Source organism: Natrinema ejinorense, assembly GCF_002494345.1.
GTDB lineage: Archaea > Halobacteriota > Halobacteria > Halobacteriales > Natrialbaceae > Natrinema > Natrinema longum.
Genome location: NZ_NXNI01000001.1, coordinates 1,627,117 through 1,651,341 on the forward strand (window position 1 = coordinate 1,627,117; position 24,225 = coordinate 1,651,341).

A 24,225-nucleotide genomic window follows, 5' to 3' on the forward strand; every position below is an offset into this window, starting at 1 on the left:
TCAGTCAGAGTATCCTCGAGAACTCTGACCGCCACCCTTGGTGCGGTCAAAAACATCGTCGGCGGTATCGCTAGAGTGGCCCGGTAACTGGGGCTGGGACTGTGACTTCGGATCGAAGTCGATGACTTCTTTTTCGTTATCCAGTGCCCGAACTTCGATACCGCGCCACTCGCCGTCGACGCCGACGAGGGCCTCCGAGTAGCCCGCCAGATCGTTTCCGGGGACGGCGTCCTGGATGAACCGCATCTGTGCGAAATTGAGGCCGAATTCGTCGGCCCACTCGCGGTCCATTCCGTCGAGGTGGTGGAACTGCTTGATTGCACACTGGTCGATGATCGCCTCTGACTCGGGATGCTGAAAGAACTCGTCGACGGTCTGTGTGACGAGGCGGATCGAGAGGTCGTGATGGCGGTGATGTCGAAAGACGATTTCGAGATACTCGAGACTCGCTGCGTCTTGCATGATGTAGCGGGCTTCGTCAATAACGAAGACGACCTCTTTGTCCGTCTCTTTCGCTCGCTCGTAGACCGCCGAGATCAGCAGTTGCATGATGAGGCTCGTACTGCCGCCGAGACTCCCCTCCTGTTGGGCGAGATCGAGATAGATCACCTTCTCGTCACGGATATCGAACTCCGTTTCCCGTCCGAGATTTTCGTACCGGCCGCCCTCGTCAAAGGAACGTAACTGGTCGATGAGCCACGTCGCGTCCTCGCGGATCTTGGTCGCCTCCTCGTGAGTGCGGACGACGTGTTCGTCAGGGTCGTCGATCATCCCCTCGAGAATATCGAGGGCGTCACGCATCGTCGGACTCTCGTTGTGGTGCGTCGCGATATCGTCGGTGATTCCCTTATGGTCGTAGGCGCTCTCGATCGCCGTCTCGAGCGTCGTTCGTCGATCGCCGAGTCGAATCCCGCGGAGGGCAAAATAGTTCGAGAGAAAACTCATGACGCTATCGAGCTTTTCTCGGTAGGGGCTGGCGTCCTCACCCATCGCTCGCTGTACCCGTTCGGGCGTCGGCTTGATTTCGAGTGGGTTCAGGCCCATGTTCCCACCGATCGTAATGCGCTCACCGCCGAGAGCTTCGGCGACGCCTGCCCAGTTGTTCAGCGGTTCTAAGATTATCCCGATGCGATCCTCGCTGTGTTCGATCGATCGGATGAAGTTCTGCTTCGCGCCGAACGATTTGCCAGAGCCGGGATCGCCGATCGTGAACATCGCATAGCCGTTTTCTCGAGCGAACGGGTCGATCACGACGGGGCTCTGATTCCGCCAGTGATCGCCGAATTCGACGCCACCGTCCTCGAGGATCGTCGCATTGTGTGGTGACGCTAACAGCGCACCGATGGCCCCGCCGAGCGCGGTCGCCTCTCGGCCGAAGGGATTGGGGCCGATCGGTGCCGCCGCCTGAATCGCGAGATCTTGCTTGCAGATGGCCGTCTTCGGTGAGAGCCCTGCTGGTTCCTCGCGGAGGCGACTCTTGACGGTGCGGACGGCATCCCGAAGCTGATCACGGGTTGCCGCACGGATCGTGATGAACGTTCCCTGATCGAACACGCGACTGCCGTTCTCAACGCTCTTGTAGGTCGAGACCGCCTCGACCGCTCGCTCCTGAAGGTACGCACCACGCACGCTCTGCTCGAGGTCTGCATCGGCTCGGAGATCGTCTGCGACCCGTTGGAGTTCGTCACGTGCTTGTTGTTGATCCTTCGGCGTGATGTGTACCGTCAGGTCGAACTCGACGTCAGTGAGTTCGAACAGTTCGTTGAAATACCCGTCTTTCGGGTAATCTGGATAGTCGGCAATATACAGCGTGGACGTCCATTGGTTGCCGACACGCGCGGTACGAGTATCCCACTCGATCGCGGCCGGTGCGATCGCGTGCGTGTGCCGTTCCGCAACCTCATCGAGCAGTTTGCCTTCATCGCGTCCGTCTTCGATAACCTCGTCCTCGAGCAACTCACTGAGGTCGATCTCTTTGATCTCCGCGGCATTCCGGTGATCCCATGCGATTTTCGCGAGGAGTGTGAGCGCAGCGGTGATCCCCAGATAGAGAGCGAGACCGGTCTGCGTTCCGGGATCGGGAACCACGACCCCGTTCACGATCGAGAGACGGACAGTCATCGATCGGTCCTCCGTTCGTGACCAATAACAGGTTGCTCGCGAATCGTAGCTTCGCCGTCGGTGTGTTCCTCACCGTTCCAGAAGTCCATCGAGAGGACGAATAGTTCGACCGTCGTCAGTCGACGGGCGGACCAGCCCGGCGTCTTCTGGACGAACTCCGTTTGGATGGCCCGGCAGCGATCGTCCAGCTTATCGAACATTGCCGTCCTGATCTCGGCGTCGGCCATACTCTTTCGTCGGGTCACGAACGGATTGAACAGGAATCCGATTCCAGGAAACGTGGTGAGCTTCTCAGCGGGCGAGCGCTCGTCCTGATAGCGGTTGTAGACCTCGAGTGGGGCGACCGAAACGCCGAGGAAGTACCGAAGCTGCTGGGTCGCCTCGAGCTCGGTCGGGCGTCGCTCGCGATACTCCTCGAGGAGTACCCTGAAGATCGGATTTCGCTTCACGTCCTCGTCAGTAAGTCGGTCGTCAATCCGATTGACCAATCGTTCGACTGGGAAAGAACGCGTCGTCGCGTGGAACGTGAGTTTGAAGTCGAGTTCGCGGTTCGCGAACTCCTCACCGAGACGCTGTATCTGTGCCCAGTCACCGGACATCGCGAAATCCATGTTCCCGGGATCGATCTCGAGGAGCGCTTCCATCGCGCCATCGGTTCGTTCGATGGCACCGGCACCCGGCCACGCACGGCAGACGTTGGTGAGGTCCTGTGTCCGTTCGTCAGGCTGGAACGGCGTGTAATTCACGAGACCGCCGTCTGTACTCGCTTCGTCGGGACCCGAGTTCGGTGCAGTACTGTAGGTGAATCTGGGGCGTTTGCAGTAGTATCGATAGAGATCGCCTAGCCACGTCGATGCCGGAAGATGACTCGGTGACGAATAGACGACTGCACCGCCTGCGATGACTCCCAAGAGGACGAACGGGAAGATCGCACCCTCGAGTCCGATGAGGCCACCGACGAGGAGGCCACCGATCGGAAATCCGAGCAAGATGTAGACGTCACCTTCCTCGATATTGAAGAGTGGAACTCGATTCGCTTCGCCCAGTTCATCCATGATTCGACGGCCGGCCGCATCTCGTTCTTGCGTCATCAGTAGTATCCCGGGTCGTTCTCAGTTCGACGGTACGCCGGGACACCGTCCTGACCGTACGCGTCTGTCGCAACGTTATCGTGATCGGTTCGTCCGTCGGTACTACTGCTCGCTTGAGATGAGCCGCCCTGTTGGCGCATCTTCGAGACGGCAGAATAGCCGACGGCCGCTTTCGGTCCCCACGTTGCTGTCGTCGCTGCGGCCGCAGGGCCGGCAACGACACCAGCGCCGATCGCCGCACCTGCGGTTACGCCTACCTTCGTCGTCGTGCCGATGATCCCCGTCGCCATTGGGCTGGCGTACTTGAACAGTTTCCAGACGATGACGATCGAGAGAAGTGGGAGCGTGACCGCGATGAGGTTGCTCAGAAAAGCGCTAGCGGGGACGAGTACAGCGTCTGTGCCTTCTCTGAAGAGGATCTCGTATCCCTTGAACAGTAGCGCCACTGGAATCGGCATGATCGCGAGCGGCACGAACTTCAGACAGACCGTTCTCGCGATGTGTGAGACCACGGGGAGATTGCCGTACGCCAGAGCGATCCCGATCGGCATCGCGTAAATCAGGATGTACAACATGATTTCGCGGAGGAAAAATAGCGCCTGAAGTATCCACATCGCTGTGGCACCGATTCCCATCAGAAAGAGGGCGAGGAGCGGGTTTGAAACGCCGGTCAGGAGTATACCAGCCATCGCATCAGTAACGGTTGCAATGTCTGGAAGGAGTGCGATCGTGAAGCCATCGACGAGGTAGAGGACCAAGACGGCGAGCCAGTACCAGGTTACAATCAAAAAGGCACCCATCCACGCGCTGCGTTTCGCCTTTCGAGTTTCATACGCACTGCCGATATTGAAGATTCGAATCGTATGTCGGCCTTGGACACACGTTACGAGTAGTAACAAGGCGACGAGCATGATCTCGCCGGCGACGAGACTGCTATAGATTTCGACCCACGGTGCGTTCGATGGCTGTCCGAATACGAACGCACCATCCGTTTCTGGGGTTGGCGTCCCAAAGATCTGGGCCGTGATTGCATCATAGCCATCCGTCAGTCCCTCTTGGAACCAGTCTATGATTTTGTCAACTGCATCTTCGAACCATTTGATCCCGACATCCGAAAGCGACCACGACGGCATTACGGTGCCTCCTCGATTTCGATATCACAATCATCAGAATCTCTGCTGAGATAGTGGATGATATAATCAAGGGCGAGATTCTCTTCTTTGTGGGTTGCGAAGAGACGGACAGTGAACCGGCCGTCTCGTCCGACCGAGTCGCACTTTGATCGTGTACGTACTGGTGAAAATGGTCGCGTATTGCTGTAGAGAAGAACCGTCTCACCGGCAGGGATCGGTATCGACTCGGCATTTGCTCCAAAGTCGACCTCTGGATCGTAGATACCGCTCTTACCGACCTCGTCGTAGCTCTCGTGCGTCGGAAGCGGAACATCTCCGTCAAACCGTATCGCAGTCGCTGCAGTTGGGCCCGTTCCTCGGTTCGCCACCGAAAGTATTGCTTCTGTTTCCGTCTCATACTCAGCTGCTCCATCATACATCGCTTCAGGGGAGTCCCGCCCCACCCTGAGTTCCGTTACCTCAAGGTCTGGCTCGAGCGTAATCGACGTCGTCTCGACCGTCTTTCCGTCTGCGAGTCCGATGAGTTCGTACTCGCCAGGTGGATAGTCTGTTCCGACCTCGACCGTCGTACGAGACACCCCCGACTCGATCATTCGGCGAGCGAACAGTTCGCCGGAAGGGGCAACTACGTTTAGCTGATCGACCGCGTCTCGCTCGAGTTCGATCATTAGATCGAGCTCGACAACCTCGACGCTCTGTATGACATCTCCACCGGAGTCAGCTGTTGGGTCGGTCTTTCTGGAAGTACTCACCGTCGAACAACCGGCGAGGGCTGTGCTGATTCCAGTGAAAAGGCTTCCGAGAACGATGCGTCTGTGTGGGGTGTGCCGCTTGTCTGTCATGGTGTTTCTCTGATTTTCAAGAAGGATCCGATCCGCTTTGCAGCGTACAGCGCGACTGCAAAGGGGATGGCATATCGAACGAAGTCGACCAGAAGTGCGAACCAGCCCGTCGGTGTCGCGAGCGGGTGCCACGTTTCGGTCGCCGTATCACCGATGTATGCCGGACTGTGCGATCGCCACGAGCCCGGATGATATTCTGCTGTGTAAATCCCCGGCTGGGTGATCACGATCTCCGCAACGCCTGCTGCGTTCGTTCGGACCTGTTGATCGCCGATCGAGATGGTGCCCTCGCGGGAATCGTGACCGATCAGTGAGAATCGAGGATCAGCGACCGAACGCTCGAGCGAGATCGGGGATCCCGTCTCCGCATCGCGAAGTTCGATTTGCAACGTTATCGCAGTCGCGTTCGATTCGACGATCTCGACGGAGAGGTCGCTCTTGCGAATCTCTCGCTCTGAACCGCCGTCGGGCTCGACGATGTCTGCGGAGACACCGCGAACGATCCCGTCGACGGTGATGGCATCCGAATCGATGCGATCGTGACGGAGCGCGAGCCCGTACGATCGCGTGTAGGTCTCGGAGACCACGTCGATCTCGACGTTCTCGTGAATCGACGGCTCCGGAGAGGAACTCTCAGTTCCCCATACCTCGAGGATTTCGGGGCCCTCGCGGACCGGTTCTGTCCGCGGACCTAATTCGGAGGGATAGGCGTGAACATATACCGGGAGTGCGTCGGATTGGATCGTCTCCCGAGTCGCTCGAGTCGCCTTCGTAAGTTCGTCCCAGTTCGTGTCGCGAGCGGTGTAATATCGCCACACGCCACGGACCTTCGCTTCGCCGTCGTCCGAAAGCGTGTATCCGTGCCACGGTTGAGCGTGATAGATCGCGACGCCGCTATCGCCGTTCGGATACGATGCGTGATAGATCGATGCGCGGGGGTCGTAGATCTCGACAGCGAGATCCTGAGAGACGGTCACGTCATCAGTGATCACCACCGTCTCGTTCTCTCCCTCCTGCTCGACTCGAGCGCTGATATCCGCCTCGAGCGTCAGCGTCGCTTCTCCACCTTGGTCGAACACATACTCGAAGATCGGTGTCTGTGTCCCGCCGATGGTCTCGACGAGATCGTCATCGCGTAGCAGCCGGACTTCCTCGATCCCGTGAGTTTGGATTGACGAGTTGTTCTCGAGACGGACGCGATAATCGACGAGTCCACGGAGGTCGCCTTCCGGTGCGATGTAGTGAACCGTCTCATTCGCGTCCAAATGCGTTCTCGTCGACGGATGGATCGCAAACGCCGTTATGTGGGCGTCGGCGATGAGTGCAGAGTCCGTGAGTGTTGCGTGCGTGGGATAAATCGAGGTTTCCGTATCGCCTCCCTCGAGTGATTCGTAGTCAGAGACGGTCCAGCGCTCGGCCGTGTCGGGCGGTGTTTTGAACGTGATATCCGTACAGTTGCCGAGTTCCCGCATCAGGGTCCGCTCTTCGCCGTATCGCTCCTCGTACTCCGCGTTGCTTGTGCACGCGTTCGGTGTTTTCGACCACAGCGTTGCCGTCTCGTTCTCATCCAATCCGAGTTCGGCGGTATTCGTCTGGAACGCAGCGTCAGCGCTGACGAGACCGGTTCCACTGAAAGCGATAGCAATTCCGACGGCTGCGAGGAGGAGTTGCCGTCCCTCGAATCGCATCAGAGCCTCCGACTCGAGTAGAACTGCTCACAGGTCAGCATTACCACGGCACGAGATTGACACACTCGGCTAACGGAAGCCCCATCGTAGCGCCGGCAACCGTATACAGCGGCCCGAGGATCATCAGAATGACCGCGGATTTCAGCGCCGTTCGCTTGTGCATCTTCAGGTTCTTCTTCTGTTCGAGGTTCATCGTGAACATCTCGACGAGCGAGTCGACTTGCCAGACGACCACCAGGCCCATGAGGCCGAGCGCGGTTGTGATCTGAAAGAACCCGGATATCATTCCGGGTAGCCCTTCAGCGTCGCAAACGACGTTGTCCTGTGCGAGGACCGGATCAACGGCGATAATCAGTAACAGCGTGAGCGTTCCAAGACCAGAACGTATGACTCGATGAGACACGTCCGATGGTTCGTCTGTCTCTACGGATTGATGCAAAAACGGGATTTTCGAATACATTGGTAGGTACTTCGATCCAGTGAAATCTCTCAAGGAATCCAGCGTATAGATTCAGACGACTTCTTCTTGGATCGTCAAACCCATTCAGCCGGTGCTGATAATATAGTTTACGTATATATTAGACTAGTAATTACCTATTGATAGTGAAAAACCATATATGGATTATACCTGGTACCAGTAACAGAATGGAGAGAACTAACCCAGGTCCAGAGTAACGACATCGTTGATCCGACAATACGGACAACGATCTCGGTCGGTTTTGAGCGTCGTCCCACAATTCCGACACTCGACGATCGTTGTCGGAGTTCGTTTCGAGTGGTCCTGAAACCATTCGAAAATGCTCATTTTCACTCCTCGAGCGTTCGGCGACCAGTGCGAACACAGTTCCAGCAGGGAAACGAATCTCCGGTCTCAGGACAGTCACACTCTTCTGTCGACGCCGCGTTTTCGGAGTTCGCTTGCGGGCCGGAGTGATCCGTTCTTTCGTGGGATCCGAGTGGCCTTCCACCGTCGGTGGTGAGCTGCTGCTGAGTGACTGCCTGGATGATTGGCCGACGGATCGCAACCGCTACTCGGTGTTTGCATGCCCCCTCGTAGTGGTCGTCTGCGGGGCACTCACAGGCGATCGGGAGTCCGTTCGTGACGGTGACGACGTACTCGTGTTCTTCTGGCTTTGCGTGACTACCGTTTCTGACGCGGACGCCCGCCGGCGTGAGCGTGTATTCGAATGCTTCGTACTGGGCTCGTTTCGCCGTCCGACCTGTAAACTCGAGTTTGGAGAGTGGATTCGTCGACATGCGATTTTTCATGCGAGGCTTCATTGAGCTGCCCCGCACCCTGACGGGGCAAATAAAAACTGGCGCTCGCTGGAGAACGGAGACGGACCTGTGAAGCTGTTCTACGAGGAATTTAGCTCCTCGGTTCGACAATCAGAACCTCACTTCGGAGCCGCAGATCACCTCCCGAAGGCGATTTCGATGACTTCGAAGCGTTGTCGTGGATGTCCCCGCTGCATCAGCGATCGCTTGCTGAGTGAGCCGATGACCGGTTTCTTGCGTTGCACTGTAGAGACACGCTGCGGCGAATCCATGCGGGTGTCTGCCGATCGTCATCCCTGCTTCCTCTGCCCGATCGGCTAACTCGAGCGCTCGGTATCGCACCTCGCATGGAATGTCGAGCTCAGTCGCGAGTCGGGGAAGGACGTCCTGCGGTCGCGAGGTGGGGATCGGCAAATCCAGTTCAGTATTTATCGCAGTGTATGCACACTCCAATTGCGCTCGAGAACATTGCGCCCCAGCGGCGATCTCGTCGCGTGTTCGTCCGAGTCTGTTGCATCGACAGACGACATAGACGCTCGCAGCTGCGATTCCCTCGAGGGATCGTCCCGAACAGAGCTTCCGATCCTGGGCACGCCGAAACAGCGTACACGCCTGATCTCGCAGCGACGTCGATAGCTCGAGAACGCTCGCGAGTCGGCGTACTTCGCCGAGGCCGTCTGCCAGATTTCGCTCGCGTTTCGAACGCCATTGACTACGGCGGTGTTGCCGACGGAGCCGACTGAGTTGACGACGCTTTCGGCCGGGAATCGGATTCCCTCGTGCATCGATTCGCCAGCCGATCTCGGTCGAAAGGCCGCGATCGTGGCGACCCGCAGTGAGCGGTGCACCCGTTCGTCGTTGGCTCGTCCCGTCTGCAGATGGAAACCACTCGGGACCGTAATCAAGCAGGTCTTCCTCAACGATCAGACCGCATTCCTGACATTGCGTTTCGTGCGTTATCGTAATGAGGGATCCACTGCACTCCGGGCAAGATCTCGTCCGTTCTGTACTCGTCTCTCGATCAAATCGACCGCTATCCGAATCTGCTCTCGTCATAAGTCACTCTGACGGGACGCCTCTCTGCTTGCCCCGTCACCCCTCTGGGGGCTATAAACTGGCTCGAGACCATGAGTGGGGAGGGAGTATATCGAACTGGAACTTTCGGAGTGGGTGGCGATTAGTGAACGGACGGTATTATTCGGTTGAGTCAAAAACATACAGAAACAGGGCTCCAACGACACCGAGGAGCCCTATACCTAGCATACCGGATTCCGGAACCATCTGGCCGTAAATAAATACCCCAATCAATGCAATCACTATCAGGAGAAATTCGATCAACAGCAAATGCTTGCGTAGATCAGAATCCATCAATTATCTACGTAAGAATAATACTGTTATAAATTTAGCGTTCGGTCTGTAATATGAGGTTGTTAAGAGCAAAGACAATTCCGTCGGAACTGACGGACTTTTCATTTCTCTCGAGTTATCGTATTGCACCACGCAAGCAAAGCAGTAGGAGAAAACGTGCTCTATTTTCCACCTTCACCGCTAATCGTAGTGGTTGTTCTACGATCGAGCAATAACACGTACCTCGGTTCGCATGACGAGGACGCAAAACTCTCCGACTGCGAATCTGATCTCGAACTCATCGCTCGCCGAGTCGACGAGTTGCTCGAGCGCTTCGATATCGATTACTCGATGCAGTTGGTACGCGTTACGATCGAGTCCCTGTTCTTCGAGTACGTCGACGATTTCGAGGAGGAGGTTTCGATCACTCATCCTTGCTCACCTCGTCGACGACGCCGATAATCCTCTCAGCCGTCGAACTGATCCGATCGAGACGTTCGAAGATGGCCTCTGGCTCGTCGCCTCGCCATGCAGCGAGATAGAACGCAGAGCCGCTCGTATCGAGTCCGAAGTACCGTCCAACGATGTAGCCGACTGCTTCGGCCTCAAGCTCTCGTTCCGAACGATTGGTCTCGTCTTCAGCGTCACCGTGCAACAGTGTGTGGGCGTACTCGTGGATGAGCGTCACAGCGAGATCGGCGCTGTTCTCCCGGTCGCGAACCTTCACTAGCGGTCGTTCCGCAGGGGCTCGATACTGACAGACGCCCCTGGCATTGCCGTGAGGCCACTCCGAGAGAGGAACGACCACGACGTCCACCGAGAGCGATGGCGCTCCCTCGAGGAGGTGTGATGCCACCTCGTCGCCCTCTCCGATCGCTTCGGTCTCGAGTTCGGGTAGTGGCTCGCCTTCCGTCTGCGAGATATCGAACACGGGCGCTGGCCGAAAGCCGACGAGTCCGTTTTTCCATTCGCTCGGGTCGGTCTCGTCGTACTCACACTCGCTTCGGTCGTGGTACGACGACGAGTTACCGCACTCGGGGCATTTGCTCGCGATGATCGGAGCCCAGATCCAGATCGCTTTCTCGCCTTCCGTCACGTGCCGATCGAACTCGTTGTGCCACGTTCGGTAGCCGGCGATATGAGTCGCGTGCGGACACTGGAGTTTAATCAACAGCGTGTTCCGAGGGGAGTAGTCGTGGAACTCGCTCTGGACGTCGAGCCACTCTCTGAACTGCTCGCTCGAGACGGCGTCGTCGACCTCTCCGACGAGTTCCTCGAGCCACGTTTCGATCGTACTGTGCATCTCGTCGTTCCGGGTGCTCGAATCGTCGAACGTTTCCCGGGGGCAACTACTCGTACTCATGGGTAAACGGCCGTCTCGAACCGAACTCGAGAAGACCGCTGCCCGTCAGCGGGTCTCAAAAAACCGGCGTATGGTTAGGGCGCGGTAGTGGCCGTGCCACCAGTCTCTGGATCGAATGGGAGGGTAATCACGAGCTCATCGAACCAGACAACCGGGCGCTTACTCTGGCCGTCTTCCTCGAAGAAGATGATACCCAGCTGGGCAAGGCAACTGAGTTCCTCGTGGACGTTCTTCACGTCTCGGTCAACGATCCGTGCAGCCTCGTTGATGCTGGATGGCTCTTCTCGACGAATGGCCTTGATGAGATCGAGGACGCGCGGTGTTAACGTCTCCATCAAATCGTCGTAACTCGTGAACGAGAGTGTCGGCGTGGAATCCTCTGCTTCGCCCCGTTCGAGCGCCTCGATACTGTCGGTGATATCCCCGTGGAACTCACCGGATGACTTTACAGTCACGACGAGGGTTGATTCGGCCCGAAGCTGTTCGCGCTCCATTGGGTGTAGCGGCGGCGTAGTATCGTTCATGGGTATCACCGTGGTGTGATGTCCTCACTTGACCTCGAACTCGGATTTCGGGGTCTCGCCCCAGAACCGTTCCCAGAGTTCGACTATCCCGGGGAACGTGATTATGTCTGGGTCGGGATCCGGTGCGACGTGTAGTTCGTGCCCTTTGGTGTCCTCGTGCGAGTTGTCGTACCGACGAATCGTCCCATCGTCAAGCGTGCGGGGTGGGTCTGGCTCCGTCGCGCCGTAGTGGAACTTGTAGGCCCACCCAGACGGGTACGCGTCACGATCGGTTCGCATGCAAAACACCTAGACGACGGTCTCATCAGGGAACTTCCTCCCCTCGCTCACGCCATCAAGATCATCGTCGGTCAGTGAGGCCATCCCCATCCATTGGTCCACAGACCAATACAATAAGACTATTGGTCTATGAACCAATATAATTGGTGGAATGACCAATATTAATGCGTTCCGCTTCTCCAGTCCATTTCACCACGTCGTGTCCTCCATTTTCCCACCTTCTCGTATCCTCCATCACTATCTTCGTCGGAAAGGGTAAGATATACCGAATAGTGGCCACCCTTGTAGATCACATGCTGTGAAATGTCGATCAAATAGAATAATTGTGTGTCATCGTGCTCGGGTACAGTCTCTCAGTTCCAACATCAACGAAGCAGTGGTCCCGTTAACCAACAGAGTGCCATGTTCTTCATCGGGCGTTGGTTAAGGTTGTTGAAGTGGATAGTGAGACTCACCTTCCAGAGCGGTACTGTTCGAAGTCACATTTCTCGATGAAGTCACTTGATCAACTCATTTGAGGTCGTTCTTGCTATCTGATAGAAAGTGCGATTTCGGAAATCATGATTTCCGAAATCGGGAGTTCTATTTGTAAGGAGATGCGACTAGGTGCATGGAGCAATTCGTTGATCGGGAAGTCGAACTCGACCAACTCACGGACTGCTACGAGTCCGAGACGGCAGACTTCGTTGTGATCTACGGACGACGTCGTCTGGGGAAAAGCGAGCTGGTTCGTCAGTCCATTTCTGATCGGGATGACGCCCTCTACTATCAAGCAGTCGAGTCCACCGCACAAAACCAGCTCGAGCAGTTCGTAGACATAGCGACTGCACAGTTCCCCTCGCTGCGAAACGTTCGTCGGGACTGGGAAGCACTCCTTGAAGCACTCGGTGACCAAGATGCTGTTGTCGTCATTGATGAGTTCCCGTTCCTCATCGAAGAGGATGAGTCGCTCCCCTCCCGGGTACAACGGGTCTGGGATATGGAGTTACAGGAGACTGGAATGACGCTCGTGCTCGTCGGGTCCTCAATTAGCGTCATGGAAGAGAAGGTGCTCTCGGGGAGTGCGCCGTTGTATGGGCGACGGACGGCAACGATCGATCTCAAACCACTCTCCGTCGCTAACGCACGCCAGTTCTTCCCGGAATACGACCCTGAAACCGCTATCGCTGCGTGGTCGATCTACGGCGGGACACCGTACTATCTCCAGACAATCGACCCTGACAAGGAGTTAGGGAAGAACGTTCAGCAGTCAACCCTCTCGGAACGTGGGCTTTTGTACTCCGAGCCAGAGTTCCTGCTGCGAACCGAACTCCGCCAGCCGAACACGTACTTCAGTATCCTCCGCGCACTCGCTCACGGCCGCCGGACGCCAAACGAAATTGCAGGTATGGCCGGCGTCGAGTCGGCCTCACTCAGTACGTACTTACAGAAGCTTCGCCGCCTTCGTCTTATCGAGCGCCACATTCCCGTGACTGAATCGTCGACCTCGTCGAAACGCGGCCGGTATCGGATCGCTGCTCCGCTGTTCCGGTTCTGGTTCCGATTCGTCTACGGCAGTCAGGATCAGCTTCGGATGCTCGGCGAGAATGCGTACGAAGAACTTGTCGCGCCAGAACTCGCGGATTACGTGAGTCCGCTGTTCGAACGGCTCTGCCAGCGAGCACTCCCAACTCTCGTTGATCGACAGTTCCGGGACGTCGGACAGTGGTGGTTCAAGGAATACGAACTGGATGTCCTCGGTCTGACAGAGGACGGGCTTGTCGCTGGGGAGTGTAAGTTCACCTCCAACCCCGTCAGTGAGGGCATCTTGTCCGATCTCGAACGGACAGCGGACGAAGTACGATGGTCAAAGCGACCCACCGGCGGAGAGCCGCTGTACGTGCTGTTCAGCCGGTCAGGGTATACTGATGATCTCGAACACGCCACCGAAACGCGGGATGACGTCCGTCTTTTCGACCTGTCTGACCTAGTCACCACTGAGCACGACCAGAGCTGACGTTATGGAGTGACATCCTCCTCCGCGTTCATGCGGAGGAATCTCGAGCGGTGGGAGTTTCAGGTCTGCAACCACGGATGCCGCTACTTTACGGGAGTTCGCATCTAACCCTGTCGTCGTGGTCGGTGGCTGTCTGGCGTTCACGAGAACAGCGTTCTCGTGCAGCCCATCAGAAATCTTCGATTTCTGAGGACGGTGCCAAATCGCCGTTACTCCTATCCTCGGCGCCGGAAACACCCATCTGTTGTTTTTGCCAGCAGGGAGTCGCCGCCGCGTCGACAGACTCGGAGGTATCGGTGGGCTTGCTTAGGCCAACAGGTACGAGACGAACCCTTCGAGGGTTCGCGTTCGCCATATCGGCGTTTCGGATACTGTCTCATTGGATGGCGGACAGGGCGTGGTTCGAAAATCGGAGATTTCCGTCATCACGAGAGAGCAAAGCTCTCTCGAACGACCTCCGAAGGTCAGTCGGAATCCGCTTCGTTCCAACCGGACCTTGCCACTCAGTAGGAGAATCATCTACTTGGAAGCACAGATTGAGAAACTCAAGTCGTGCTATGGTCGGTGGGTTGCGTCACCTATCGACGGCGCGTATCCACGGCGTGAACGCCGTGGTATTGCGCCTACTCCGCATATAATCTGACTCAGACCGGGATAAAATCGGAATCAACGTCTCGACGGCGATCCGTATCTTCGAAGAATCGATTGAACCGAGTATAGATGTCGGTGCATTTCCCACTACTCTCGTAACACAGGGTGTGGAAATCGGCGACAACTGCACAGTATCGTTTTGCCCGCGTCAGTGCCACGTTCAACCGCCTCGGACCGTCTTTTTCTCTTCCGAGGAAGCCAATCTTACCGTGACTATTGGACCGAACTAACGAGAGGATGATTGCCTCACGTTCGCTACCCTGAAACGAGTCGATCGTATCGACAGTTACCGCTTGGTCGTTCTGAATGTGATCTTGGAGTCGTTCTTCGATCGTTCTCACCTGTGCCGTGTAGGTCGTGATGACACCGATTTCATCTGGCGACAGATCGTCAGTCAGCTTCTGGATGAGATACGTTACGAGACCGGCCCCAGTGTCGTTCGACCGTGAGTAATCGTCGATCTCGACTGATCCACCGACATTGAACGCTTCCATCGGTTCATCTCTCGAGGGGAGTGGCTCGACAGTCCGTCCGTTCCGCAGTTCCCGATTGTAGAACACGCTATTCGAGAACGCTGCAATGTCACGGTGCATCCGATACTGCGTCTTCAACTGCACGCCGACATCCTCGTAAACACCACCATCCGCATAGAGATGCTCAAACAGGGACATCCCCAGACTCGATTCGGGAGGCTTTTCGATCGTACTGAACGGAGGGAGCTGCTTGTGGTCACCGGCGAGGACGACTCGGTCGGCTTTCACTAACGGGATACACGATGACGCGCACGTTGCTTGCGTTGCCTCGTCAAGGACCAGGAGATCGAACTCACTCGGAAGCTGAGCGGTGCTGTTGTTCGTCCCGGCGACGACGTCTGGCGACTCGTTCGTGGTTCCATATTGCCGAACGAGATCGTTCGATCGCTTCGAGCCGTTGAGCCGTTTGAGCGTGAACTGGTCCTTCTCATACTGTGCATAGGCATGAAGCGAACTGTCGTCTGGGTCGTTTTCTGTCGAGTCTCCCACGACGATATTGTCGACTGCCTGGTTCGAGTCAGTACAGACGAGCACACGTTCGCCAGCTTCGCCAGCTCGCCGGACGATCTCGATGAGCGTCCGTGTCTTTCCTGTTCCGGGTGGGCCGTGAATACAGAAGACGTCGTCGGCCAGTAGCGCCAGTTCCGAAGCCAACTGCTGTTCCTGATTGAAATCAGTGTCGGCTTGCGTGCTTTGGGCAGCCGCTCCGTTCGTGAATGTGATCGGTCGTTGGCCAGTCAGAACGTCTAGGAACGCATCGTCCTGCAGTTCAGTCACTGCCTCAAGTTCACGATCGGTTGGGACAGTGTTCAGCAAGAGGGAGATCCCGAGGTTAGCGTCGTTCGACAGATGGTGTCGGACGCTATTCGACGATTCGATGTTGCTCCAGTGGACGCTGGCGGTGAATCGAAGGCACGGATGGTTTCGACGGTCGCCGGTAGCGGGAAGACATCCCCATCACCGTGAAGTAGAATCTCGTTCCCTTGGTGAATTCCGAACGTGTTTGGAACGTAGTATGCCCAGTCGTCGCGATCATCCGACTCATCAGTTAGTGGTTGCGCTTCGAGTCTGCGTTGCTCGCCATCTTGGCCCCTGTACTCGACGGTCGGAGTCGCATTCCCTCCGTTGATGTAGATTTCACGAGCAGTGTTCGATTGCGCTCGCTCATAGTTTGCCTGGCGAGTTGCCTCTCGCTCGTTTCTGATGAACTCCTCGAGGTCACCACAGAAAGAATCCGGATCGATTGTCTTCCGCGGTGGCCCGTTGTCGTCGACGGGCCGATCGTAGCTCTGTGGAAGGGTTGGTGGCTGATAGTCAGAGTGCCGGAATCGAACTCGCTGTGCCAGTCTGGCTTCTGCAAATTCAGAGAGGCTGATCGACCCGCGACCGTCCTCGTCGCGATACACGATGATTTCACCCCGGAGATCTGTGTTGGCGTATCCGAGGTACTCCCCAGTCGGTGTGGCGTCGTCCATCCCATGGAGTGGGATAGGGATGTAATCATCGTCGCCCGAAAACTCGAGGTCGTGATGCTGAGCGAATTCGACGATCGGTTTGACGGGGACTCGCTCTCTAGTGGATTCAAGATCGCCTGCCTAGACCTCGTAATGGTGACCGGCCTCTGGAGAGAAGTTGGAAAGAGCGTGGTCGAAGAGGAGGGACATACCTGTTACAGTTGTTGAGTTACTCGATATTCTTGTGGCTTATCCTAGGTATGTTGTCCGGAATCACAATCGACTATTGCATACCCAATATACTTTTGATAACAGACTGAGAAGTCCGGAAATAGAACGAGACCCCACAATGGCGGAGCTTCCAGACTCATTGTCAGCAACAGAAACCTACTGTATCGAAGCCCTCCTCGAGGCAAAACAGTTCGACGAGATCAACGGAACCCAACGTGCCTTTTTCGAACAGGGCGGCCTTGAGGAGTCGAATACACTCTTGGTCGCTGAGACTGGCAACGGCAAAACGTTCTGTGCTGAGGCTGTCGTCAAACGGGCGCTCGAGCGAGGACAGACCGTCGGCTATCTCGTCCCGAGCGTTCAGCTGACGAACGGAAAGTACAGTAGTCTCAACAAGTGGATCGATACAGACCGATATACGCTGACAAACGCGACGTGGGGCGATGAAGCCGGCTACCAGTATGCCGATGTGATCGTCGCGACGTTTGATTCGCACTTCGAAGCTGCAATCCGTGGTGTTGATTCACGGATCGACGTCCTCGTCTATGACGATTTCCACGAATTGTACTCGGGCTTTCGGGGGCCAACCATCGAGAAAAGTCTCGCGATGGCCATGGATCGGGATATCGAAATCTGTGCGATGTCGGCGACGATCGGCAACCCCGACGAAATCGCCCAATGGCTGGATGCCGAGTTAATCATCAGCCCCGAAGACCGTGGTGTGCCCATCGTCGAGCGACCACTCGAGAAGAGTGGGAACAAAACCTACGGCGAATTCATCGCCGACCACATGGCCAAGCGGGCCGATGAAGCGCCGTTTATGATCTTTAACTTCACAACGGATCACACTCGCTCGCGAGCGGTCCAGATTGCCTCTCATTCAGATTTCAAACGGCCGGAGACCGACTACCGGGAGAAGATCGAGAATGCGATCGACACGACACTGACGGACACACATCAGGATCTGATCAAGTGTCTGGAACAGGGCGTCGGGTTTCACTATTCGGCACTCGAGGACGACATCAAACAGATCGTGGAAAAGGGTGTCAAAAACGGTGAAATCCAGGCAATTTCGTGTACCACGACGCTCGCCTACGGCTTTGACAGTCCCGTCCAGGCAGTGATCGTTGCCGATCTCACCCGGTTTGGGAACTTCGTTGGGCGGTGGGAGTACATCCAGTGGATCGGGCGTGCTGGGCGTGACTCTGAGATGGAGGAAGCCTACGCCTACCCGATTTACAGTCGCGAAGACGCTGCTGATGTCTTCCAGTTCGATACCCCGGTTGAGGAAAAGTCACTCGAGTCGATCGGCTCGCATTTCGGCCATCCGAAAGGCTTGGACTCGAACGCTGACTATACGACGAATCTCGAGAGTGCAAAGACGAACCTCGAATGGCTTCTGATCGAGTTAGTCCAGAACGGGTGGGACTCCGTCGACGCTCTGGTCGAGTTTGTCTCGTCGACCTTGTACGGCCACTACGCGCTCCGGGACCGACTTACGCTTGGAGAGAACCCGATGATCGGCGGCGAAGCACAGGGCGGTCGTGACGAAATCGCCGACCGGGTTCGTGACGTGCTCACCGAACTCGTCGAGAATGGCTTCATCGAGATGGTCTCAAATTCGATGCTTGCAACGACCGATCTTGGGACGGCTGCGTTCGAGTACGATCACGCAACACGAATTGACTGTCCGCCCGTTGCCATCAAATCGTTGGTCGAAACACTGGAAGCGACTGCCCCAACTGATCCAGAGACAATCGTCGCTGAATTGGCCGAGATGTTCTACCAGTGTAATCTCGGCGAGACGGTCACTGACGATGAGAGTCCAGAGTTTCTCGAACTCCTCGAGCGCCATGACCTGGGAACCGATGAGGGCGGCGTCACAGCAGGTGTGATGTGTTGGCTCTGGGCCGAAGGAATCGATGTCGAACTAATCCAATTAACACTCGATATCGATGTTTCACACGTCTCGCGGACCGGGAGCCAATTGGCAGAGGCGATTCGACCGCTTGCTGAACTGTACACAGCAACGTCGCATACGCCACCACAGTGGCTAGAGACGATGGCCCGACAGATGGATGCCGGCGTCACTGCTGAAGACCTCCATCTGACGAGTTACCAAGGCATTGCTCGTGGGCGAGTAATAATCCTCGACGATCGAATCCGAAACGCCTGGCAAAAATTTGGTGAGGGGACCGATACCATCGATTTGTCGCATCCGACGATCAAGAAGTTAGCGGTTCAGTATGAAAACTCAGTTCGCTTCGAACAACGGCTTGTCAGCAACGCCGAGGGTATCGGTTCACAAACCGCTCCAACAGTCGTCCAAGCAATCGAAGACTGGATCGGTGGCGACACAACGGTGCCAGCCCGGCCGCCGTTCACCGCATCTGGACGGGAGTTCCTCGAAGCGTTCGGCGGCAAAAAACAAACACGTACAGATGGAAGTGACTCAACGACAGCTATCGAACGAGGACAAACCTCGATTGGCTCGGAACCACGACCGACGTCACTTGACGATTTCTGAGGCGTCTCTTATCCTGCTGTCACCACCAAGCCTTACCTGGTTTCTTCAGAGAACGTGATTGGCTGGAGGGAGGATTTTCAACCAGTACTCGTTGACGATCTATTGGTCTGTAGCTGATACTGTCAGACAAAAATATTTCAAAGAAGGGTACGCTACTCCGATATGACCTCTCTCGACAACGTCTTTCACGGCGAACAGAGTCCAAGAATTCGTTGAAGATACTCCGATCGAACTGTGTTACCTTCCGTGGGGTTCACCAGAGTTGAACCCCGCGGAAGAGTGCTGGCGACAACTCGATCAATCACTCGGCAACCGCTTATTCGAAACGCTTGACGAACTTCATGATGCTGCTCTCTGTACACTGGACGACGTCAATATACCAGATGTATTCACATACTTATGTCCGTGAGTGTCAGCACGTTTCCACGAACCCTACTCGTGACTAATTACCCAACCAGCACCGCGCGGCGGGCCGAATACCAAGAGCGGACAACCAACGCAACAGCAACCCAATCAGTCCACGTGGGTGGGGATGAAAGGGGCTGGCGCGCTCGAGGAACCCCGCCGACGCAAGCACCGCAACCTGTGAGGAGCGCAGAGAGGTCTTTGCGAGTGAAACGAGCGACGGGCAGCGAGACGCGTGCGTCTCGCCAGGCGCGGGACTCGAGCGTGCCAGGGGCTTTCACCCTATTATCGAAAGCGGTGATTGCAAGTTGCTCAGTGAGATCCACTCCATCACAGCTGATTCAGTGACTCCTCCACACACTACACCTGCGGACAGACCATCTATTCGTTCACCCGTATCATTACACCTCCCTTTTTTCTTTGGAACGACGCATTTAACTACCCAAGCAGTAGGGAAGCCATGACCAATGTAGATGAAATATTTGACACACTTGCTGATGCGCAACGACGACGGTTGTTAGTACACATGCTTGAACACAATCCTGAAGACGATACAAAAGTCTATATCGGAGACATGAACGTCGAAGACGTCGATTTAGAGGAACTGCTCATACATATGACTCACGTCCACCTTCCCAAATTAGAAGCGGATGGATTCATAAACTGGGATAAAGAGGATCATGTAGTTACAAAAGGGCCGAATTTTGAAGAAATCAGACCACTCATAGAACTAATGAACAATCATCAGGACGAATTACCTAACGAATGGTTGTAACTGTACAGTTTCTACAGTAACTCATTGCCTATACTTACCGATTCAAGAGAACAAAGCAAGAATTCAGACCACTTCTGATATCGGTTCAGTCGACGTACTGGGATTTCCACTCACGACGATCCTCGATTACTTGCTCTCCCTCGTCTGTAATCGCGTAGTAGTTTGTGCGCCTGTCGAGTTGTCCTTTCTCGACAAGGTCCTTATTCACCAAGTCCATCATTGACGTGCTCTGTCCTTCACCGAAACTGAGCGATCACCACCGTCGTAAATCGAGCCGGTCCGTGAGAGTTCATCTTGGGACGAGAATTTATCCAATCAGGTCTACCGTATTGTCCGGCGGTTAGTGCGGCGTGCGAAAGAACACGTCCTGTAGAGGCCGTGCTGTGTACCCCCGACTTCAATTCCCAGCGAGTCTACCATGCACTGGCAAATATTGGGGTGAACTATCTCATCCCAAAGTGGGTCAACAGCACTGAGCGGGATGTCATCAAGACGATGGAGGCTGACGGACAAGCTGTCGCGGTGGAATCGGCTTCTGTTCACGTTGAGGGGGGATCCATCCGATGCGGTTTTTGTACGTGCCGTCGACGAAAGCGACGGAACGGCCGTATTCGCGACAAATCTCAGAGTCAGACTGGAGGAGGCCGAGTCGTTCTGCCGGCGCTACAGCCGGCGCTGGCACATAGAGAACGAGTACGAATCGATCAAGAACGATTTCCTTGCGAAGACATCCTCGAAGGACTACCGTGTCAGGCTGTTTTACTTCGGTGCTGTTGTACAACATCTGGCGGCTCACTGACTTCCTGCTGGAAGCGGGGGTCGACGGCGAAATCAACCACGCGCCGGTCCTGACCGCTGGTGAGTGTGCCAAATGATCGTTTCGGTATTGATACCGCCTGACCGAGCGACGGATCCCCTACTGGGTTCGCCGATTGAGAGTGGCAACGCTCTGTAGGAGCATCAAAATCCGCGGAATTTCCTATGCCCTCTCGATTGTCTCGTCCAGAATGGGCAGAAATCGAGCATCCAGTTTGGTGATTGACCTCGAATCGGCGGGGATTTAACCCGAGACTGCACTATTCTCCGAAACTGTGGGAACTACACAACCTCGGAAGATAGTTTTGATGCGTTCCTTCTATTCAGATATTGTCTACTGAATAGATTATATCTCTTCTACGTCTCGGAACGATTCAATCCCACCGAAGAGCCGCTGAATAGTATCCACTCCGGTGAATGGATTCAGTAGGACGACTCGCAACCTCCGGCTGGCACGATAAGCTGGTAACGACACGGAAATTTCGTGCTCAGAGAGTAACGCCTGCTGGAGCCGGTTGTTCAGGTCGTCCCGCCCTTGCGGCGGACACCACTCGGGCACCGCCTGAAAGCAAACGATATTCATCTCCGGCCCGTTAGTCAGTTCAAGTCTATTCCGGCGTTCTATTCTGGCCCGATTTTGGAGTTGACCCTTCGACGAATTCCTGAATAATCCGACTTTCAGCCCGATGACGCAATCGACTCATTGCCGAGATATTGATATTGAACCTCTCTGTTAGATCGGTGAGCGTACAATCCCGAGGAATATCGTAGAAACCCTGCTCGATTGCTTCAGTTATGAATTCCCATTGGCGTTCCGTGAGCAACTCGTTCGAATCGTGCGATTGAGTTAACGACGTAATCTGATACGGAATGTCAGCGTTGTCTAACTCCTCCGTGTACTCCGCCAATCGTTCGTGTGAGGCCGTTATCTCCTTGGAGTACCATCCATCGTAAAGGAGAGTCGGATACCGTGGAGGGATCCCAGACGCACTTAGTGCTACATACGTCTCCGAGATCGGAATCACGAACTGAACCAGCAGCAAATGCTCGTCGGAATGAATCACCTCATATGATCGCACCTCGGGGGAGTTCTCGAGATGATGAACGAGGACATCTCCGTCCGGCGTCGTTACTTCGACGATTTCGAGCAAGTGTTCATCTATTGGTTGGGAAGCCAACAGTTTGAATTCAGCGGCCGGGAACTCGGAAGAGGTGTCGGCTAGCCAATCGTCTACTGGCATACCGTTGACCTGCAACTGGATGCGAGGCATATCGAACGTTGGCTGGCTGGTCACTTAAACGCAGAAAGTTATTCACGTATGAAGCCAGGGTGACTTCTCATCTACTACCCACCATGGTTACATGGAATTCAGAAGCGGAGATTCGTAGTGACGTACGTGACCACCGGATACCAAACTATGACATCGCACCGGTATTCGTGAATCGCTGGTCGCCACGGGCGATGACTGGCAAATCACTAGATGAAGAGGAATTCATGCCGCTGTTTGAGGCGGCAAAATGGGCTCCATCGTCGTACAACAACCAGCCGTGGCGGTTCCTCTACGCGGCCAAGGGTGACGACCATTGGAATGTCTATCTCGATTTTCTCTCGAATGAAAACAAAACGTGGGCGAAACGAGCAGCCGTGCTCGTCGTCATACTTTCGAAAACGACATTCGACTACAGTGGCGAACTGTCACGAACGCACTCGTTTGATACGGGTGCCGCGTGGCAAAACCTCGCACTCGAGGGGGCCAGGCGCGGGTTGGTCGTCCACGGAATCGGTGGTTTTGATTACGAGCAGGCGGCAGCAGCCCTCTCTATTCCATCGGCCTACACGATCGAGGCGATGGCGGCAATCGGCATTCAAGGCCCTCCGGATTTACTCCCGGATACGCTCCGGGAGCGCGAAGAACCGAGCGACAGAAAGCTTCTGGATGATATCGTTATCGAAGGAGCGTTCGATGGTGCCGAGAAAGGGGGAGATGAGTAGTGACTACTCCAACCGAATCGAACTGGACAATCCCGCTCGCCTCTCTCCTCGGCACGGGTGTTTTCCTCGGCATCTCGACCAATCTCGCTAAGCTCGCCGCCGGCGCCGGCCTTAATCCCTTGGCCTTCCTCGCGTGGTCGCTCGTCGGGTCCACGGCCGTCCTCGCCGGGGTCGGGGCCGCCCGCCACCGGCTCCCTCCGCTTACTGCCCGCACGACCGAGTACTTCGTCGTCTCTGGCTTAGTCAGCGTTGCCGCACCGAACCTCCTGCTCTTCGCTGCCGTCCCCCGCGTCGGAGCCGGCTTCGTTGCGCTCGCAATCGCGTTCCCGCCTCTATTCACGTATCTTGGTGCACTTCTCCTCGGCATGGAGGAGTTCCAGACTCGCCGCGCGGCGGGCGTAGCGTTTTCACTGGGGGGCGCCGCCTTGCTCGCCGCCCTCAAGCTCTCCGAGCCTGATGTCGACGGGTTTTGGGTCGTCGCAACCCTCAGTGCACCGCTCATCCTCGCCGTCGGTAACATCTACCGGACAATCCGCTGGCCAGAAGGGGCCACCCCCGACGAGCTCGCGCCCGGTATGCTCGCTGCATCCGGACTCATGCTACTGGCCGTCGGCGCACTCACGGGGACTCTCCTGAGAGATGTGGCACGATTCTCTCTCGTGGTGCCCACGGATAACGCCGCGCCGGTCCTCCTCATTCTCGCACAGATGGCGGCATTCTCGTTCCAGTATCTCTTGTTCTTCGTCCTTCAGAAGCACGGCGGGCCGGTCTATCTCAGCCTTCTCGGCTCGGTCGGTGCCGTCGTCGGTGTCCCTATCGCTGTTTTACTCCTCGGGGAAGCTCCGCCACAGGGGCTCGCCATCGGTGGTATCCTCATCGCACTTGGCGTTGGCCTCCTCACGTTCGGTGACCCCCAAGCGATGTAGAGCATTGCTCTTATAGCGCTCGACCATTGCATTGGCCAGACCACCCCTACCGAGGCCTACAACGAGTAGGGCGAACAAGTCCGGCGATGATCCCATCGTTCGCGAGCCAGCCGGCTATTTCGGCGAATGTACCGGTTACCGCGGTGCCTAGCGGCTGACGATCGGTCTGACCGTCCGAACGAGAAGCTAGATACCGAGAGTAATATTGGATAATTAGCCAATCCATCATAACTGAGCCCAGTCCGAGCAAAT

20 protein-coding genes and 4 pseudogenes are annotated in these 24,225 nt (G+C 55.9%); 8 read left to right on the forward strand and 16 right to left on the reverse strand.

The window, feature by feature from the left end:
• The 12 genes from CP557_RS08065 to CP557_RS08120 all read right to left on the reverse strand — a co-directional run bounded on the left by CP557_RS08065 (window position 1) and on the right by CP557_RS08120 (window position 11,666).
• Window positions 1-2,121: a VirB4 family type IV secretion system protein gene (locus tag CP557_RS08065; protein WP_097379431.1), complete on the reverse strand. Its 2,121-nt coding sequence runs from the start codon at window positions 2,119-2,121 to the stop codon at window positions 1-3.
• On the reverse strand, window positions 2,118-3,212 hold the full coding sequence (locus CP557_RS08070; RefSeq protein ID WP_097379432.1) for a hypothetical protein: 1,095 nt from the start codon (window positions 3,210-3,212) through the stop codon (window positions 2,118-2,120). Before CP557_RS08070 ends, CP557_RS08065 begins: the two co-directional genes overlap by 4 nt.
• Window positions 3,212-4,345, reverse strand: coding sequence for a hypothetical protein (locus CP557_RS08075; RefSeq protein ID WP_097379433.1), 1,134 nt, complete (start codon window positions 4,343-4,345; stop codon window positions 3,212-3,214). Before CP557_RS08075 ends, CP557_RS08070 begins: the two co-directional genes overlap by 1 nt.
• Window positions 4,345-5,187 (reverse strand): hypothetical protein, encoded by an 843-nt coding sequence (locus CP557_RS08080; protein ID WP_245852946.1) that lies wholly within the window; start codon window positions 5,185-5,187, stop codon window positions 4,345-4,347. The genes CP557_RS08075 and CP557_RS08080 overlap by 1 nt, the downstream gene beginning before the upstream one ends.
• Window positions 5,184-6,875: a hypothetical protein gene (locus CP557_RS08085; RefSeq protein ID WP_097379434.1), complete on the reverse strand. Its 1,692-nt coding sequence runs from the start codon at window positions 6,873-6,875 to the stop codon at window positions 5,184-5,186. Before CP557_RS08085 ends, CP557_RS08080 begins: the two co-directional genes overlap by 4 nt.
• Window positions 6,876-6,915: 40 nt before the next feature.
• On the reverse strand, window positions 6,916-7,335 hold the full coding sequence (locus CP557_RS22990; protein WP_245852947.1) for a hypothetical protein: 420 nt from the start codon (window positions 7,333-7,335) through the stop codon (window positions 6,916-6,918).
• Between the two features lie 347 nt (window positions 7,336-7,682).
• On the reverse strand, window positions 7,683-8,156 hold the full coding sequence (locus CP557_RS08095) for an SWIM zinc finger family protein (RefSeq protein ID WP_342746473.1): 474 nt from the start codon (window positions 8,154-8,156) through the stop codon (window positions 7,683-7,685).
• Between the two features lie 108 nt (window positions 8,157-8,264).
• Window positions 8,265-9,209 carry a transcription initiation factor IIB gene (locus tag CP557_RS08100; RefSeq protein ID WP_097379435.1) on the reverse strand — a complete coding sequence of 315 codons (945 nt, stop codon included), beginning with the start codon at window positions 9,207-9,209 and terminating at the stop codon, window positions 8,265-8,267.
• A gap of 510 nt (window positions 9,210-9,719) precedes the next feature.
• The gene (locus tag CP557_RS08105) at window positions 9,720-9,932 is read right to left on the reverse strand and encodes a hypothetical protein (RefSeq protein ID WP_097379436.1); all 213 of its coding nucleotides are present in this window, start codon (window positions 9,930-9,932) and stop codon (window positions 9,720-9,722) included.
• On the reverse strand, window positions 9,925-10,863 hold the full coding sequence (locus tag CP557_RS08110; RefSeq protein WP_097379437.1) for an ArdC-like ssDNA-binding domain-containing protein: 939 nt from the start codon (window positions 10,861-10,863) through the stop codon (window positions 9,925-9,927). Before CP557_RS08110 ends, CP557_RS08105 begins: the two co-directional genes overlap by 8 nt.
• 74 nt (window positions 10,864-10,937) lie before the next feature.
• Window positions 10,938-11,387 (reverse strand): HVO_A0114 family putative DNA-binding protein, encoded by a 450-nt coding sequence (locus CP557_RS08115; RefSeq protein WP_097379438.1) that lies wholly within the window; start codon window positions 11,385-11,387, stop codon window positions 10,938-10,940.
• 24 nt (window positions 11,388-11,411) lie between these two features.
• Complete coding sequence (locus CP557_RS08120; RefSeq protein ID WP_245852948.1) at window positions 11,412-11,666, reverse strand: toxin-antitoxin system TumE family protein; 255 nt, start codon at window positions 11,664-11,666, stop codon at window positions 11,412-11,414.
• Window positions 11,667-12,276: 610 nt separating this feature from the next.
• Here CP557_RS08120 and CP557_RS08125 point away from each other — a divergent pair.
• Entirely contained in the window at window positions 12,277-13,662 is a 1,386-nt protein-coding gene (locus CP557_RS08125; RefSeq protein WP_097379439.1) for an ATP-binding protein, read from the forward strand.
• A 644-nt stretch (window positions 13,663-14,306) separates the two neighbouring features.
• Here the strand turns inward: CP557_RS08125 and CP557_RS23485 are convergent.
• Together CP557_RS23485 and CP557_RS23490 are read right to left on the reverse strand one after the other, a co-directional pair.
• Entirely contained in the window at window positions 14,307-15,074 is a 768-nt protein-coding gene (locus CP557_RS23485; RefSeq protein ID WP_394340609.1) for a DEAD/DEAH box helicase, read from the reverse strand.
• 6 nt (window positions 15,075-15,080) lie between these two features.
• A pseudogene (locus tag CP557_RS23490) lies at window positions 15,081-15,623 on the reverse strand (AAA domain-containing protein); the annotation flags it as partial.
• A 377-nt stretch (window positions 15,624-16,000) separates the two neighbouring features.
• On the opposite strand from CP557_RS23490, the gene CP557_RS23000 reads away from it, so the two are divergent.
• The 4 genes and pseudogenes from CP557_RS23000 to CP557_RS08145 all read left to right on the forward strand — a co-directional run bounded on the left by CP557_RS23000 (window position 16,001) and on the right by CP557_RS08145 (window position 20,238).
• The gene (locus CP557_RS23000) at window positions 16,001-16,528 is read left to right on the forward strand and encodes a hypothetical protein (RefSeq protein ID WP_245852950.1); all 528 of its coding nucleotides are present in this window, start codon (window positions 16,001-16,003) and stop codon (window positions 16,526-16,528) included.
• A gap of 121 nt (window positions 16,529-16,649) precedes the next feature.
• Entirely contained in the window at window positions 16,650-19,058 is a 2,409-nt protein-coding gene (locus CP557_RS08135; RefSeq protein WP_097379440.1) for a DEAD/DEAH box helicase, read from the forward strand.
• A gap of 184 nt (window positions 19,059-19,242) precedes the next feature.
• Window positions 19,243-19,467 (forward strand): annotated as a pseudogene (locus CP557_RS08140) (transposase); the annotation flags it as partial.
• A gap of 456 nt (window positions 19,468-19,923) precedes the next feature.
• On the forward strand, window positions 19,924-20,238 hold the full coding sequence (locus tag CP557_RS08145) for an ArsR family transcriptional regulator (protein ID WP_245852952.1): 315 nt from the start codon (window positions 19,924-19,926) through the stop codon (window positions 20,236-20,238).
• 85 nt (window positions 20,239-20,323) lie between these two features.
• Here the strand turns inward: CP557_RS08145 and CP557_RS23005 are convergent.
• Window positions 20,324-20,449, reverse strand: a pseudogene (locus tag CP557_RS23005) (PadR family transcriptional regulator); the annotation flags it as partial.
• Between the two features lie 57 nt (window positions 20,450-20,506).
• Between CP557_RS23005 and CP557_RS23495 the strand changes: the two are divergent.
• A pseudogene (locus tag CP557_RS23495) lies at window positions 20,507-21,193 on the forward strand (transposase); the annotation flags it as partial.
• A gap of 469 nt (window positions 21,194-21,662) precedes the next feature.
• Here CP557_RS23495 and CP557_RS08165 read toward each other — a convergent pair.
• Complete coding sequence (locus tag CP557_RS08165; RefSeq protein ID WP_097379442.1) at window positions 21,663-22,325, reverse strand: helix-turn-helix domain-containing protein; 663 nt, start codon at window positions 22,323-22,325, stop codon at window positions 21,663-21,665.
• A gap of 83 nt (window positions 22,326-22,408) precedes the next feature.
• Here CP557_RS08165 and CP557_RS08170 point away from each other — a divergent pair, with 83 nt between their 5' ends.
• Together CP557_RS08170 and CP557_RS08175 are read left to right on the forward strand one after the other, a co-directional pair.
• Window positions 22,409-23,047, forward strand: a complete 639-nt coding sequence (locus tag CP557_RS08170; RefSeq protein WP_097379443.1) for a nitroreductase family protein — start codon at window positions 22,409-22,411, stop codon at window positions 23,045-23,047.
• Entirely contained in the window at window positions 23,047-23,973 is a 927-nt protein-coding gene (locus CP557_RS08175) for a DMT family transporter (protein ID WP_097379444.1), read from the forward strand. Before CP557_RS08170 ends, CP557_RS08175 begins: the two co-directional genes overlap by 1 nt.
• Window positions 23,974-24,225: the final 252 nt, after the last annotated feature.

What these genes read in the sequence shown, in the direction of transcription:
- CP557_RS08065 (WP_097379431.1), bottom strand. Translation starts at nt 2,121, where the DNA reads ATGACTGTCCGTCTCTCGATCGTGAACGGGGTCGTGGTTCCCGATCCC.
- CP557_RS08070 (WP_097379432.1), bottom strand. Translation starts at nt 3,212, where the DNA reads ATGACGCAAGAACGAGATGCGGCCGGCCGTCGAATCATGGATGAACTG.
- CP557_RS08075 (WP_097379433.1), bottom strand. Translation starts at nt 4,345, where the DNA reads ATGCCGTCGTGGTCGCTTTCGGATGTCGGGATCAAATGGTTCGAAGAT.
- CP557_RS08080 (WP_245852946.1), bottom strand. Translation starts at nt 5,187, where the DNA reads ATGACAGACAAGCGGCACACCCCACACAGACGCATCGTTCTCGGAAGC.
- CP557_RS08085 (WP_097379434.1), bottom strand. Translation starts at nt 6,875, where the DNA reads ATGCGATTCGAGGGACGGCAACTCCTCCTCGCAGCCGTCGGAATTGCT.
- CP557_RS22990 (WP_245852947.1), bottom strand. Translation starts at nt 7,335, where the DNA reads ATGTATTCGAAAATCCCGTTTTTGCATCAATCCGTAGAGACAGACGAA.
- CP557_RS08095 (WP_342746473.1), bottom strand. Translation starts at nt 8,156, where the DNA reads ATGAAGCCTCGCATGAAAAATCGCATGTCGACGAATCCACTCTCCAAA.
- CP557_RS08100 (WP_097379435.1), bottom strand. Translation starts at nt 9,209, where the DNA reads ATGACGAGAGCAGATTCGGATAGCGGTCGATTTGATCGAGAGACGAGT.
- CP557_RS08105 (WP_097379436.1), bottom strand. Translation starts at nt 9,932, where the DNA reads ATGAGTGATCGAAACCTCCTCCTCGAAATCGTCGACGTACTCGAAGAA.
- CP557_RS08110 (WP_097379437.1), bottom strand. Translation starts at nt 10,863, where the DNA reads ATGAGTACGAGTAGTTGCCCCCGGGAAACGTTCGACGATTCGAGCACC.
- CP557_RS08115 (WP_097379438.1), bottom strand. Translation starts at nt 11,387, where the DNA reads ATGAACGATACTACGCCGCCGCTACACCCAATGGAGCGCGAACAGCTT.
- CP557_RS08120 (WP_245852948.1), bottom strand. Translation starts at nt 11,666, where the DNA reads ATGCGAACCGATCGTGACGCGTACCCGTCTGGGTGGGCCTACAAGTTC.
- CP557_RS08125 (WP_097379439.1), top strand. Translation starts at nt 12,277, where the DNA reads ATGGAGCAATTCGTTGATCGGGAAGTCGAACTCGACCAACTCACGGAC.
- CP557_RS08135 (WP_097379440.1), top strand. Translation starts at nt 16,650, where the DNA reads ATGGCGGAGCTTCCAGACTCATTGTCAGCAACAGAAACCTACTGTATC.
- CP557_RS08145 (WP_245852952.1), top strand. Translation starts at nt 19,924, where the DNA reads ATGACCAATGTAGATGAAATATTTGACACACTTGCTGATGCGCAACGA.
- CP557_RS08165 (WP_097379442.1), bottom strand. Translation starts at nt 22,325, where the DNA reads ATGCCTCGCATCCAGTTGCAGGTCAACGGTATGCCAGTAGACGATTGG.
- CP557_RS08170 (WP_097379443.1), top strand. Translation starts at nt 22,409, where the DNA reads ATGGTTACATGGAATTCAGAAGCGGAGATTCGTAGTGACGTACGTGAC.